Raw genomic sequence first — 13,316 nt, 5'->3', positions numbered from 1 at the left:
TGCGTTACTATATCTCGCTTGCGTCTCCTGCGGCAAGTGAAGCGGCTTGACGCGCTACTCATTGAGCGGATCATCGTGAATCCAGCGCACACGAGGGCCTTCGGTTTCGGAAGTGGCAGGCGGATAGGGGAATACGTGTACCCGACCTGGAAGGCGCAGGTTCATGGTGCTTTCCTGCGCGGCAGCCCTTTTCAGTACCAGGCGCGTACCATCAAAGACGCCGCAGCCCTCAAGCGAGCGAGTCAAAGGCAGCGCCTCGCCCCCGTATAGAGTAAGTTCCCACTCCTCAGAAGAACTGGCCTCGCGCTGGGCCAATCCACACACTTCCAGAAGGATGGGGAGCAGCTCACTCAGCGGAGCTTCTGCGGATAGGGCGAGGTCAAGGCTGTCGTTAAGATAATCCACCGTGACAAGGAGGGTGTGCATAGCGTTCCTGCCGTTTCCAATGCACCAGGCGGCCCGGCTCCGCAAGCGGCAGCAGCGAATGTGTGCCTGGCATATATCAGTATATGAAGCGTACTGTTGAGTGTCAAGGTCAGGCTGAATGCTCTCTAACCTGCCTGTAGCTCTGGTTCTGTGGGCTGAGATCGCGCGGAGACGCCGATCAGGAAGCCAGTTAGACGGGGCGCTCAGCGTCGTCCGGGTGCTCATAGCGCAAACAGCTTGCCCAGGCGTCAAGCGTTGGGCAGGCGCAGAGGTCACGGGAGGTCCACGCTTGATCGAAGAGGTCCAGCGCCGGGGGGCAGTTTTTCGTCAATGCGGTTCGCACCGTTTCCAAGAGCGGCGGCCCGCTTTCTTGCAGTTCTTCCGGGCGAAAGAGCGATTCGGCTCCTGACGGGACAGAGGCTCGCACCTGTTGGTCACACCAGGTAAGCATCTCCGTCAACAGAATAGCTCCTGCAAAGCGGTCCCCTTCGGCGCACCACTGGCCCTGGCGGCCCGGATGCCGATGCTGGTAGCCTGGCGTACCCCAGTTGGCGCGCGGCGGCGCGGCTTCGGGAAAGTATAGCCCTTCGAGGTCGAGGAACTCGATGCCCTGAAAGTGGGGCAGCACCAGCGTGTTACTTCCGGCAATATCGCTGTGCGCGAGGCGCTGCTGTTCCAGGCTGCGCAAGGCCAGCGAGGTCATCCGCGCGAGTTTCACCGCCTGATGAGCCGTATAGCTTTCGCTTGCTTTTCGGTCAAGCATAGAACCCGCCCAGGTGCGGCCCTGAAACCAGGGCATGAGGACCGCGTATTCCAACTGAGGAAACATTGCAATCAGGCGCGGATGCGTGGCTTTCGTCAGGCAGATGCGCTGCCGGGCCAGCGTCAGGCCATTGCTCTCTGGACAGCGCGCCAGGGCGTTGACAGCTTGCTCGATATGTTTTCCGCGTGTAGCAGCCCTGGCGACTTTCAGCGCGAAAGGCTTGCCTGTCCCTAACTCTTGCACCTGATAGATGAACGCTTCGCTGCCCTCCAACATGAAGACCGTATCAGGCTCGGTCAAAAGAAAGGGATCGGGCAAAAAGCGGTAGCACGCCGTTCCAATGCAGAGAACCATGCGCAGATGCGGGCGAAAGACAGCCATGCCGGACCTTCTGGTCATTTGATCTGTGTGGCGATAGAAGCAACGAAGGCGAGCCGAATGAGATCGTGCTGGATACCAGGAAAGAACATCATGGCGCCCGGCTGAAGATGATAGCCATAGCCATTGATGTTATGGCGATAAGGCTCCGGGAGCCGCGAAGAAAGGCCGAGCAGAAACCTGGCGTACTTATCGGCTAACTCGCTCGCGCGGCGAACCCCTTGCCACTGATACCAGTCTCGGATCGGTTTGCGCAGCATACGCTCGGCGACATAGACGTGTTCCATCAGCACCGGGCCGTCCTCGACGCGCATTCCTTGAATGCGGCTGATGGCTGGTGATGGATCGGTCGTGGTAAAAACGGCGTCGGTTAGATGGCAGACAAGCGGCGCCGGGCAACGCTGAAACTCGGCGAGCCGCTTTTCGAGGAACGCCTCTACTGTAGCGAAGGCAGCGGCCATATCGGTCACGCCGTCGGCGCTCCATTGTGGCACGCCATACTGAAGCAGTTCGGGAAGGTCTACCATGCCCCCGAGCACGTCAACCACCTTCGTGCTGTAGGCGAAGATGGCAATTTTGTAGCGGCGCTGGGGCATTCCATCGCGCATCGAACGCCGCCAGAGATCTCGTAACGACAGGCGCAGGGCTTTATTGACAACCTCCATCTTGCTTCTGTCGCTGCACATCTGGTTCATTGAATCGCTCGCATCTACAAGATAGATGATGAGCGCGGGGGTCAGGGTCGTGGCCGGTTGGATATAGACTCGCTCTTGCATTGGCTGTTCTCACGGATCTGCTATAAAGGGTTGTCGCCAATCTCGAATTCCCACATCCTGGTACGCCAGCTTGAGGCGATCTCGTCGCTCTCTGAACCAGGATCGATGACCGGGGCTGCTATCCAGGCTCGTGAAGATGCGGGCGTGCTATCGAATACCAGGCTGCTGCCCGCGTAATCGCCCCAGTGCGCGCCAAAAGGTTTCGTCCCCGACTGGAGAGTGATGATCGTATTCTCCTGCCCCATCTCTCCAGGAGGGTCGCTGCTGCGACGGCTGGTATAGATGATACCAGGATAGATGCTGGAAGAAGCAATCTGCGCTGACAAGATCATATCGCCTTGCGCGTCGGCTGCCAGCGTCGGCGTGAACAGGTATGTTCCGGGGAGTCCCAAAATACCCGCCTGCACGACTCTGGCGGATATACTCCTGGTTCGGGAAACGAGCGAAGGCGCAAGGTCAATCCAGTAAATACCCGAACGAGTGAGCGAGTCGCCAACCCAGTTGACGGCAGTGGTGAAAGCGATATAAAGATGGCCGTTCACGAATTGCGCGCGCGCCACGCGCGCGTCGCCAGTTGAGAGCCTTGGCGATGATTGGTTTGCTTGTGAATCAGGCGTTGGCTGCTGCGCCAGCGGTGGATCGGCATAGGCGGCTGCGAGCGTCAGGTCGGCTCTCGGCAGCGCCGCGCCTGTCGCTTGCCCTGGAGAGGACACTGGCGCGATAGCCCAGAGGTGAAGGCTCCGAGAAGTGTGTTGATAGTCTGCCGAGTCACTTTCTCCAGCGTCATTCCCAACCAGCCATTCTGTGGACGTTGTTCCCGACTCAACGGCTGGTACTAATGAAAGCAGCGGCTGGCCCTTGTTGGTGAAACGGGTCCATCTCAGCGGCGCTTCGCTCTTGCCTTTGCCGAACTTTGCCCTGGGGAGTTCCCAAAGGACTACTCCGTTGAGCGTACCGTCCGTTCCGCAGTTGAAGTTAGAACCCGCGATGAAGAAGCCCAAAGCGTTGCTTCCCAACTGCGGATCATCGGCCCAGTTGCATGTTCCGTAGTCGTTGGTCAGGGTGGGAATTTGATAGACGTGCCACAGATCGAGCGGCGAACTGGTCGTGCTAATAGCCACATCGAAGTAGCTGGCGACGTTGCCCAGGCTGTTCTTCGCTATCTCATTGACGACGAGTACCCATTGCTGACCTGTCGGGTCGAAGATGACGAGCGGTTCACCAAATACATCGGCGGTATGCCGTACCTGATGGAAAAACTGGACGAAGCCGATAGACAGGACTTTATCCTGTGTGTCAATGATCTGGAAACCGGCGTCCACTGCCTCAACGACATAGTGATCTGTGGCCGCTATGGATACGTCCATCGGCGCTTGAATACCCATCTGTGTCTGCCCTAATCCGGTCAGGGTCTGGACGCGCCTGGCAAGGGGAGCAGTGTCCCCCTGAGGAAAACCAGCCGCAGCGTCAGGGGGGAGCGGCGTGAGCGCGGCGATGTGATCCGCGTCCGCCGCAACCTGTACGCTATCTGCCGCTGACCAGGCCGGCTGGATGAAGAGCGAGGATGCTGCCAGGGCGCTGCCGGTTGGAAATGCGCCCAACCGGGTTGGCGCAACCAGCGTGAGGTCTTGCGCTGGCGTCAGCAGCCTCACTACGGTGATGCCTGTAATCACGAGTACCAGGATCACCGCCACGCTGGAGCCAATCACGCGCCGACGAAATTGCTTCTGGTTTCGTGGCAGCGGCGCTCCTTGTCCATCCGGCTGACGCTGCGGTACGATAACAGGACCAGATTGAGCCGAGATAGGCGCTTCACGAGGTAGTGCAGGGGTAAGCGCCCTGGACTCCGGGATGGCCGCAGAGCGAGGTCCGGCTTGCGCATCCTGAATGGCAGGAAGATTGATTATGGATTCGGCGGGGGACCGATTGATTGACAGGACAATGGCCCGCTCCGGGGCCAGCCCTGGCGGTTCTGGAAAGGGTGTTGAGGGCGTTGGATTGGGCATAGCTGTCTGGCCGCTGTCAAAGCGACGAGTCAGGCGCTGCAAGATGCCGCTAAAAGAACGAGTAATGCGGGGGGCAGCAGCGGCGCGCCCGGTGTTCTCAGCCGGAACACCTTGATATGCCTGATAGGCGCTGGCGTGGGGCTGCGCGCCAGAGGGGGGAAGAGAAGCTTGCTGCGGCCCAGAAGAAGCTGGCAGCGGCCCTGAAGGGGGTACGGTCATTCTCAAACCACAGTTACCGCAAAATTGCGCTCTAACTGGCACTAAATCACGACATCGCGGGCAAGGGATGAAAACGCCTGGTTCCATAAAAGTAGTTACCTCGCTGGATGGTCCGCAGGCCAGCAGCGAACTGACAAACTGACGACGTTCCAGACAGCAGTTACATAACTCAGCGGCAGTATTGTAGTATACACACAGCCACGTTGTAAATCAATGCCAGCTTCTGCCGGGTAATTGATGGTGATACGCCCCAGCGTCCATCTGGAGAGGGCGCAAGGAGGTGTTTTGCGGTGACGAGTTCATCAGCCAGGGTCGGCAGTGTATGCCTCTCTCCAGCGAGTCGTGTCAAATCGCCCGCCGCCTTGCAAGTAATACATCGGTTCCCCTGGTTCTTCTTTGCTCTCCTGCTTCTGCCCATTGTAGCCGGATGCGGCGGACTCCCAGGCGGCATCGGCGCGAATGCGACGCCCGGCTCATCGCACCTGCTCATCACCAGTTCGCCCGCGCTGCTGCCTCTCGTCAGAACTGCCGCTGCCTTGTATGAGCGCCAGCACCCGGAGGCGCAGATCGACCTGCGGAGCAGCGAAAATGTTGATGGCCTCAGCGATCTGGTTCACCAGCAGGCTGATATTGCTGCCACTATCGTCTATGCGGACCCTGCCGCCATTTCCGCTGAGCATATGCTTGACCAGCTTGTCTGTATTGTCCCCTTCTTCATCATTGCTCATCCCGATGTGTCGCTGCCTTCGCTCTCACGGGAACAGATTCGTGGCATCTTTTCAACCGGGGCGATTACCAATTGGAAGCAGCTTGGCGGCCCAGATCAGAAGCTTGTGGCGCTGATGCCACCGCTGACCTCTGATATACGGTTTTTATTTCGTGAGGAGGCGTTGGGCGCTGCCACTGAAGTCGGCACTACGCTGCCCACTGATTCCCCGGAAACACTGCGCGATATGGTGGCGCGAACGCCGGGAAGCATCAGCTATTTGCCGGGGCCGCTGCTGAATGCGCGCGTGCGCGCGGTTGCCATTGATGGAGAACCAGCCACAGCAGAGCAGATTCTGGCAGGCCGCTATGCTTTTTGGAGCTTTGCGCATCTGTATACGCGGGATACTGGCGCCGCTGGGATGCAGGAGGCCACAGGGGATAGCGGGATCAGGGCGCTGTTTCTCCACTTTATGCAGACTACATCGGTAGAGCAGCTTATCCAGCAACTTGGCTACATTCCCCTCACTGAGATGGATGGCTCGCCCATATCGGCGTCGCCAGCGGCATTCACCACGTCAGCCTGAAAGCGAGGTTCATCCTATGCGCCCTCGTCGCTCTGTTCCAGTGAGCGCATCACCTGCGCCATCGCGTTCGCCACAGCGTTCCTGGCTCTTGTCCGTGGCTCGTCGTGCAAACAGGTGGCTGCATAAATCAGGAGCAGCATCATTCAGTTACCCCCATCGCCTTCTTTGCCGCGTCCCTATCGCTGCTCGCCTTGCTACAGGATTTCTGTTCGCCGGGCTGGTGGCTGTGCTGGCTTCTGGATTCGTCGGTTTGCAATCTTCTCAAGCGGTGAGCCAGACGGCTCTTTTTCAAGAACAGGTGGGCGTAGCCAGCGCCCAATTGACAACGGCTCTCCTGCTTCTCCAGGCCGATAACGCCCAGGCACATGTTGCTGTAGAAGATGCGGCTGAGAGCCAGCCCCATCAGACGCTGTTGAGCGATCAAGAAGCTGTCAAGAGCCTGTCCAGGCAGTATGAGGCGGAAATAGCCGCGTTTGTACGCGAAAACCTGCTCGCTCAGCATCCTGCTCAGGCAGAGTGGCTGAACCAGCTAGGGCAAGGCGCGGCGATTGAGCAGCAGCATGGACTGGTCATCAGCCTGATCTCGACATGGCAAAGGTATGCTGCGGCACAAACAGAGGTGTTGCAAGACATCCTGGCTGGCAAAGTAATCGCAGCGGAGACGCTGGCGCGCGTCCAGGCCGATCCGATGGCTACAGATGTACTCAGCGCCATCTCCAGCCTCATCCAATTTGAGCGCGGCCTGGGCCTCTCTGTCCAGAGCGCCGCGCGTTTGCAAGAAGGCCATGATCAACGGGTAAGAACTCTTCTGGCTGCCTCTGCTGCTCTGGCGGCCATCCTGATTGCTGGCTTGCTGGTCACGATTTCGCTGCTTGGCCCGCTTCAGCGATTACGGCAAGTGACCCAGGCTGGCCTAGCCGATGAAAGAGAGGCACGTCTTGAAGTGATCGGCCATGACGAGATTGCCGCCATCTCATCAGATGTCAATGATATGCTTGCTGCCATTGATAGCCTGATGGCTGAGGTGAGCCGTCAGCATCAGGGGATCGTTTCCTGCGCGGAGCGGCTGTTTTCTGAGGTGAGCGGGGGAGATACCAGCGATGTGCGGGCGCAACTGGCAGAGGTGGGGGATCCTCTCAAAGTGCTGGACACGATCTGTAATGCTGCCATTGCTCATTTCCATCACCAACAAGAAACTTTGTACCACTAAGCTCTTGTATTCTTCAGCAGGCAATGTTATACTCTTCAATGCAGAAGAAGCGCGAGGCTTCTTTCTCGATTTTACCCACTGTTTGTTACCTATTCTTTAACCCAGGATTCGCAAGGAGGTTTTCGGAATGGCAATCCTGCAAATTGATGCTGATCAAGTGCAGAGCGTTGCGAATCAGCTCGCGTCCCTCGTACAGTCTATCGAGAGCGCAAACTCGCAGCTCAGGGGGCAATACTCGGCCCTTCAGGCGGCTGTACACTGGACACAGGTGGGTGCGGAGGATCAGTTGCAGCAGGCTCAGCAGCAACTCACCAATATCGAGAACTTGCTGAAGGATGCTCAGCAGCGTCTTGTTCAAGTCGTCACCGACGCTCGCCAGACCGAGTCGGCCATCCAGTCGAGCTAAAGACCAGGTAGTCCAGGTCTGGCTCACGCTGCTGCAAAGAGGCACATAGCCTGCGCCCGATACAGGGAATGACGCCAACTTGGAGATCATGTACGTCTCTGGAGATCATGTGAGTCTCTAAGGTATCTTCTCTATCCGGCGCTGGTTATGTGCCGCTTTTTGTTGCGGCAAGCGATGAGCCATATTGCTAGCCGCTCTTCTTTTGACGATGGGAAAGCTGCTGCCGACAGGGGCGAAAGAGATGGCCCCGGCAAATAGCAGAAACACAAGCGCAGACCAAGAGCAGGAGAATCCGGTATGCCGGGAATGTTGACCATAGACGCAGATGAGGTTCGGGCTGCTGCTGGCGCTTTAGGGAAGATTGAATCGCAACTGCGCAACGACATCGAACAGTTGGTATGGCAGTTAACAACGCTGGAGGCGGCGCTGCAATACACCGAAATCGGTGTCAGCACGCCGATACGACAAGCGCTCACGCAGTTGAACGAAGTGGCGCAACTGCTTCAGGCGGCGCAATCGCGGCTGCTGCTGGTGGTCAGTGATACGGTCCATCTGGAGGCGGAGATTGCCTCTGGTGGAGGCAAAGTTCCAGCAGGGGGTGGTCCTGGCTCGATAGAGGGGGGCGAGAGCGGCGAGAAACGCGTGAAGATAGGCGGGGTTGCGCCCACTAGCAAAATAGGTTCTGAGTTCGAAGATGGCAAAAGCAAAAGCCTGGTTGGGGTGGGGGTTGAGGGCAGCGCGGTTACACTCCCGATTTCGGAAACTGACAAGGGCAGCTTCTACAATGAGGCAGAAGCTAAATTCGGGACAGGGGCTGTCGGGGTGGGGGTTATGGAGAAAGATGGCAATCTGAATGCTGGCATCTGGGGCGAAGCTACCGCCGCGTCCATCGAAGACAGGGGAAGGTTAGGCTCCAAAGACCTGGGGCTAACTTATGGGGGCGATGCGAAGGTCTTGTCAGCTTCGGGCTTTGCTGGTATTGAGGATGATTCACTTGGGGCCGAGGTCGGCGTCAATCTGGCGGAGGTAGATGGGCATCTTGGCACAGATATAGCTGGTGTGAATGTTGGTGTCAATGCTGGTGTAGGGCTGAAGCTTGAACTTGGTGTTGAGATTGGTAAGCATACGAAGGTCAAATTGGGGCCTTTCACGCTTGGGCTGGATTTTGGTGGAGCGTGGTGAGTGCGCCAGTGGTCAATAGCCTGTATGCGCTCAGGCCAGGAAAGGAGGGGTAGCGCGTCTTGCGGGAACAGATGCTCAGCGCGCGCTGCACACCATGCCTACTTCAATGTTGATGCGAGAACTTGTCCTGAATCATCCAGAGTTTCTTGCGCTGCTTGATGCGGTCCATGCGCGCCACGTTGTTGGCATAGAGCCAGCGTCCTTATTCCCCTCAGACGAGGGGGAACGCCGCGCGATACTGGCGCAGGGCGAAGCGGCGTTGCAGCAGCGAGGCGCTTTGAAGCGCCAGGAACAGGGAGAGTACCAGCTTGCTCCTGCCTTCGAGAATCTTGCCAGGGTCGTAGCCTATCCCGAAGTAGCTGTTATCCTCGTTCGGAATGTGACCGGCGTCGGGCCACAGCTCTTTCTCCACTACACGGCTCACGACTTGGCGGTGGAACACTCGTATCCTCATGAGCAGGCGCATCGGCTTGCCGTGTTACCAGACATTCCAACCATGATCGAGCGAGAGCGCTATATCCTGGAGTTGGAGGAAACGCCGCAGACTAACGCGGCGGTGGAGATGAGCGAAGATGACTTCCGCGCGGTAAGAGAACTCGCGCAGCATCAGCCGCGCGAGCGCGCCGAAGCCTTCCTCGCCCGGCATGGGGTACGCGCAGCCGATGCGGCGCCGCTCTATCAGGCGCTGGCCCACCCAACTTTCGTCGGCTCGGTTGCGGTGCTGCGCTGCGGGCCAGAGGCGATTCGAGATGCGCGCAGCATTTTTGTGCTGCAAGGCGCGGGTTCTGCCTGGCGCGCCACACAAAAGACGCCTGGTGAACCTGTTCTGTTGATACAATCCACGAATGCGTCTGACATGAAACGCCAACTGCTTCAGTATTTCGAGGAACTCTCTCGCCCTGCTTAGCCTGGCGTGGTCATGTATCGCGGCGCTCCCTATCGTTGCGCAGCATTCGCGCCTTTTTACGATTCGTTCAGGAAATCGTTGACGGCCTGCATGAAGGGCGAGAAGCTGCTGCGGTGGACATTGTGTGTGGCTCCTGCGATCTCGACCGCGCGGCTGTGGGCGGGCAGATAGTGTTTCGTCTGCTCCCAGTCAGCGTCGTCCAGCGTCGTTCCCAGGGCCGCATCGGCTCGGATCACGAGGGTTGGCGTTTTGATCCTGGCGAGCAGTGGCAGCAGTTCATTCGACTGGTCAGCTTCAGAGAAGACGCTGACCACTGCCTCGCGGGTTACGTGTTGCAGCGCGTCAATCTTGCCCTCAATATCGGCCTCGGTCCAGCCAGGGTTATCGGCGGCAATCTCGACACGCAGTTCCTGGGCGGGTCGCCCGATGTCTCTGGTATAATTAGCGATACGCTCTTCGAGATCACCCCGACCAAAACTATGAGCCGGGTCTTCCAGAATCACCTGTGAGAGAAGAGGAATGGGCTTTTGGGACCACGCTCCACTAGCCAGCACAATCGCCGTCGCTCCACCCCAGGAATGGCCGATCACCGCTGGATGATCCAGGTTCAGCGCCTCGATAAACGCTGCCGCGTCGTCGGCGGTGTGGCGCAAGCTATAGGCTCCTGGCGCCGGTTTGATACTCTGCCCATGACCGCGCATATCCAGCGCGTAGACCCGATAGCGGTCTGCCAGTGCTGGCCCAACGCGCACCCAACTCTGGGCGTCACTGGTAATGCCATGCAGCAGCAGCGCGCTGGGCCGAGCTGTCCGCGCTGCCCCCCAACTAAGATAGTGAAAGCGCCCGCCAGGTAAATCAATCCACCGGGATTGACCACCCATTTCCAGGGAATCTGACATAGTGTTCTCCTTCCAAAAAAATATTGCGAGCGGCGCGAATGACAGGCAGGTGTGCAAGTGATTATATTATGCCCAGCAGGAGAGGTGATAGAGGCAAGAAAGAGGAAAGTGGCTTTTACATCTGTAGCGTTGGGCGCTGAGGAGTAGAATCTCCTCAGCGCCCAACAGCAGGAGGGTGATCGCTACGGCTGAGGGCTTAGCCCTCAGATCGCGCATCAATGGGCTGCAATAGAGATATTCGGCCAGACGTTGTCGGGAGTCAGTCCACCTGCATCCTGAACAAAGCCCTTCACATAGGTCTGGAACGTGTAGACGTTCTTGCCCTGGCTGATGGGAATCCAGGCCACCCCATCGACGGCCAACTCTTCCGCCTGGTTGTAGAGCGATATACGCATTGCCTGATCCTGCTCCACATCGGCCTGCGCGACGAGTTGATCGACCTGTGGATTCTCGAAGTTCATCGTGTTGTTGGGCGATCCCTTGACAAACTGTAACGAGGTCCAGTCCTGGGGGTCGGGATAGTCGGCGATCCAGCCGAGGAAGTAGAACTGCACCTTGTTGGTGTAGACATCGGGGATGAGTTGTTCGAAATCCACCGCATTCAGGTTGATATGCACCCCCAGGTAGGTCTGGAAGTCCTGCTGGAGTTTCGCCGCCACCTTATCATTATCCGCCACCTTGGGATACTCCAACGTGACTGCTGGCATCTTGCTTACATCAGGATAGACCGAGGTCAGCTTGTCCTTGGCGTCCTTGGGATCGAAGGACAAGCCCTTCAGATTCGCATTGTACCCCGGCATGCCTTGCGGCACGATATGATCGGAGGGGAGAACAAATCCTCTGAGCAACTGATTGGCGATAGTGTCACGGTCTACTGCTTCGGCGAACGCCTGGCGCACCGTCAGATTATCGAAGGGGGCAACGGCGCTGTTCGGGGAGAGGTAGCCGATGGACAAAGCCGGGCCTTCGAAGAACTGGCTGGAACCCAGCGCCTTGGCTATGGGATAGTTTGCCGAGTCCACGCCGTTATCAACATCAGCCTGTTTGGCCTGGAAGCGCTTGAAGGCTGTGTCGGTGTCGGCGATCATCGGCATATCAACTTCGGTCAGCGTGAGCTTCTTGCCGTACCAGTTGGGGTTCTGCACGAAGGTCAGTTGGATCTTGTGCTGCCATTTCTGGAGGATGAAGGGTCCGGTACCGACTGCATGGTCCTCCCACCAGTTTGCGCCATACTGCTGGACGACGTTCTTGTCCACGGCCCAGGAAGTGGGGTAGGTCATGGTTTGCAGGAAAAAGCCGATGGGGGAATCCAGATTGATCTGGAGTGTCAGTGGGTCAACGGCCTTGACGCCGTTGCCAATGATCGTTGGGATTTTGCCAGCGTTGCGATCATTGGCGCCAATGATATGACCCAGGTAGAGGGTAGCGATGTTCGACTTGGTGGCCGGGTCCAGCGCGCGGTCAATGCTGTAGGCAAAGGTGTCGGCATCCACCGCATCGCCATTAGAGAACTTGACGCCGCTTTGCAGGTGGAAGGTGTAGGTTTTGCCGCCATTGGAAACGTCCCAACTCGTGGCAATGTCCGGGATGACTTGCAGGGTCTTTGGGTCCAGACTCACCAGCCCACTAAAAGCTAACTCAATGGCCTGGGCAGAGTTCAGGTCGGTCACTGTGGCGGGGTCCATCGTTTTGATGTCCTGCGTCCCAATATTAGGCATATTGAGGATCTGCTTGGCCGCGCTGCCACTCGGTGAGCCACATGCCGTAAGAAGCAGGCTCAGCAGCCCCAAAATGAGGAGCGCCTCAGTGGCGAACAAGGTTTTCTTGTGCATGAAACTTGTGTCCTTTTGTTCTGGTTTGCCTCTCGCAGCAAGACGAGAGTTCGAGGAAAACGCTGAGGAAACAGGCCCAAAATGTGCGCGCGGCTGTATCCAGAAGGAGTTCGATTGCCGGGTAGTGCTTCGTGATAATCTCCGCGCAGTCGCTTATTGAGGGCCGTTGTAGCTGCGCTACACGCTGGTGTTTGCAGCAAGGACACAAAGGAACAGACTCTGGCGGGGAGAGTCAGGCGGCGCTGGTCGGTAAGACGTGTCGCCTGGCAGTGTGGCCTCTCTTTTCCGCGGAACCTTGGGGAATTGAGCAGAGAAGACACCTATGCTATGATACCAACTGGTAGAGCCTCAAACTCTCCACAACAGGGCGGCTGGCCTGAAAAGCCTGAAGAACGCTGGTCCGCCAAGATCACGGCGTTCTCCAGGGTTTGGGCTGGCTGTTCTTTGTGCTGACGCCGCTCTTTGCGAAAGACCACCCCCTTCCTTGCCTTGCTTGATGTTCGTCTCTCGGTCAAATTACGAAGGGAACCCTGAGATACGACAGAATACGAGTCTGAGCCTGGTAGAAAAACGAACTACTCGAAGCCAGAGAGGCTCGTTGCAAAAGAGATACGCTCTTTTCTGCAAATGTTCACATGGATATGGAAAGTTTGGCTTCTGGAACGTGGTGGAGGAGCTGGAGTGAAAGCGTTCTTTCTCGCCAGGGGTCGTGAAGAGAAGCGGCGTCCACTTTTGGGAATCACAAAGCCGAAGACGCCACGATGGGTCATTTCTATCGGATAGAGAGCTATGCCAGCCAGGATGGAGCGCATCTCTCGAACTTCACTCTGCTGCCTGGCTGCCATTCGAGAGATGCGCTGGCGCTGTGCCGCTGCCGACTCCTAAGTAGATAGCCATTGAAATTTAGAGGACTTCAGACCACAGCGGCGCAACCGCTCGTCATTGGTGAGGCCGTCGAGCCAAGCTACAGCTCGCTCGGCTTCTTCCTCCAACGAGGCATACGCCCGATTGGCCGCGATG

General features: G+C 57.7%; 11 protein-coding genes. 5 read left to right on the top strand and 6 right to left on the bottom strand.

All coding sequences use genetic code 11. The features are described from left to right. Nucleotides 1–54 precede the first annotated feature (54 nt). The 4 genes from VH599_08700 to VH599_08685 all read right to left on the bottom strand — a co-directional run bounded on the left by VH599_08700 (nucleotide 55) and on the right by VH599_08685 (nucleotide 4,568). Entirely contained in the window at nucleotides 55–426 is a 372-nt protein-coding gene (locus VH599_08700) for an EsaB/YukD family protein (protein HEY7348380.1), read from the bottom strand. 190 nt (nucleotides 427–616) lie between these two features. After that, the gene (locus tag VH599_08695) at nucleotides 617–1,570 is read right to left on the bottom strand and encodes a hypothetical protein (protein HEY7348379.1); all 954 of its coding nucleotides are present in this window, start codon (nucleotides 1,568–1,570) and stop codon (nucleotides 617–619) included. Between the two features lie 14 nt (nucleotides 1,571–1,584). Continuing rightward, entirely contained in the window at nucleotides 1,585–2,343 is a 759-nt protein-coding gene (locus tag VH599_08690) for a vWA domain-containing protein (protein ID HEY7348378.1), read from the bottom strand. A gap of 20 nt (nucleotides 2,344–2,363) precedes the next feature. Further along, nucleotides 2,364–4,568, bottom strand: a complete 2,205-nt coding sequence (locus tag VH599_08685) for a hypothetical protein (protein ID HEY7348377.1) — start codon at nucleotides 4,566–4,568, stop codon at nucleotides 2,364–2,366. Nucleotides 4,569–4,858: 290 nt separating this feature from the next. On the opposite strand from VH599_08685, the gene VH599_08680 reads away from it, so the two are divergent. The 5 genes from VH599_08680 (at nucleotide 4,859) to VH599_08660 (ending at nucleotide 9,565) form a co-directional block, all read left to right on the top strand. Further along, entirely contained in the window at nucleotides 4,859–5,860 is a 1,002-nt protein-coding gene (locus tag VH599_08680) for a substrate-binding domain-containing protein (GenBank protein HEY7348376.1), read from the top strand. A gap of 250 nt (nucleotides 5,861–6,110) precedes the next feature. Next, entirely contained in the window at nucleotides 6,111–7,070 is a 960-nt protein-coding gene (locus VH599_08675) for a hypothetical protein (GenBank protein HEY7348375.1), read from the top strand. 127 nt (nucleotides 7,071–7,197) lie between these two features. After that, nucleotides 7,198–7,476, top strand: a complete 279-nt coding sequence (locus VH599_08670) for a hypothetical protein (protein HEY7348374.1) — start codon at nucleotides 7,198–7,200, stop codon at nucleotides 7,474–7,476. A gap of 297 nt (nucleotides 7,477–7,773) precedes the next feature. Then, nucleotides 7,774–8,658, top strand: coding sequence for a hypothetical protein (locus VH599_08665; GenBank protein ID HEY7348373.1), 885 nt, complete (start codon nucleotides 7,774–7,776; stop codon nucleotides 8,656–8,658). A 94-nt stretch (nucleotides 8,659–8,752) separates the two neighbouring features. Further along, complete coding sequence (locus VH599_08660; protein HEY7348372.1) at nucleotides 8,753–9,565, top strand: hypothetical protein; 813 nt, start codon at nucleotides 8,753–8,755, stop codon at nucleotides 9,563–9,565. A gap of 56 nt (nucleotides 9,566–9,621) precedes the next feature. On the opposite strand, the gene VH599_08655 is transcribed toward VH599_08660, so the two are convergent. Beyond that, nucleotides 9,622–10,464, bottom strand: coding sequence for an alpha/beta hydrolase (locus VH599_08655; protein HEY7348371.1), 843 nt, complete (start codon nucleotides 10,462–10,464; stop codon nucleotides 9,622–9,624). Between the two features lie 215 nt (nucleotides 10,465–10,679). Next, nucleotides 10,680–12,296 (bottom strand): peptide ABC transporter substrate-binding protein, encoded by a 1,617-nt coding sequence (locus VH599_08650; protein HEY7348370.1) that lies wholly within the window; start codon nucleotides 12,294–12,296, stop codon nucleotides 10,680–10,682. Nucleotides 12,297–13,316 lie beyond the last annotated feature (1,020 nt).

The organism is Ktedonobacterales bacterium (assembly GCA_036557285.1).
Lineage (GTDB): Bacteria > Chloroflexota > Ktedonobacteria > Ktedonobacterales > DATBGS01 > DATBHW01.
The sequence above is the reverse complement of the archived record's forward strand: the minus strand, read 5'-3'. Positions and strand labels throughout refer to the sequence as shown.

Bases quoted from the DNA above. Each gene is read 5' to 3' on its own strand.
- VH599_08670 (HEY7348374.1), top strand. From the start codon at position 7,198: ATGGCAATCCTGCAAATTGATGCTGATCAAGTGCAGAGCGTTGCGAAT.
- VH599_08700 (HEY7348380.1), bottom strand. From the start codon at position 426: ATGCACACCCTCCTTGTCACGGTGGATTATCTTAACGACAGCCTTGAC.
- VH599_08665 (HEY7348373.1), top strand. From the start codon at position 7,774: ATGCCGGGAATGTTGACCATAGACGCAGATGAGGTTCGGGCTGCTGCT.
- VH599_08695 (HEY7348379.1), bottom strand. From the start codon at position 1,570: ATGGCTGTCTTTCGCCCGCATCTGCGCATGGTTCTCTGCATTGGAACG.
- VH599_08655 (HEY7348371.1), bottom strand. From the start codon at position 10,464: ATGTCAGATTCCCTGGAAATGGGTGGTCAATCCCGGTGGATTGATTTA.
- VH599_08685 (HEY7348377.1), bottom strand. From the start codon at position 4,568: ATGACCGTACCCCCTTCAGGGCCGCTGCCAGCTTCTTCTGGGCCGCAG.
- VH599_08660 (HEY7348372.1), top strand. From the start codon at position 8,753: ATGCCTACTTCAATGTTGATGCGAGAACTTGTCCTGAATCATCCAGAG.
- VH599_08690 (HEY7348378.1), bottom strand. From the start codon at position 2,343: ATGCAAGAGCGAGTCTATATCCAACCGGCCACGACCCTGACCCCCGCG.
- VH599_08650 (HEY7348370.1), bottom strand. From the start codon at position 12,296: ATGCACAAGAAAACCTTGTTCGCCACTGAGGCGCTCCTCATTTTGGGG.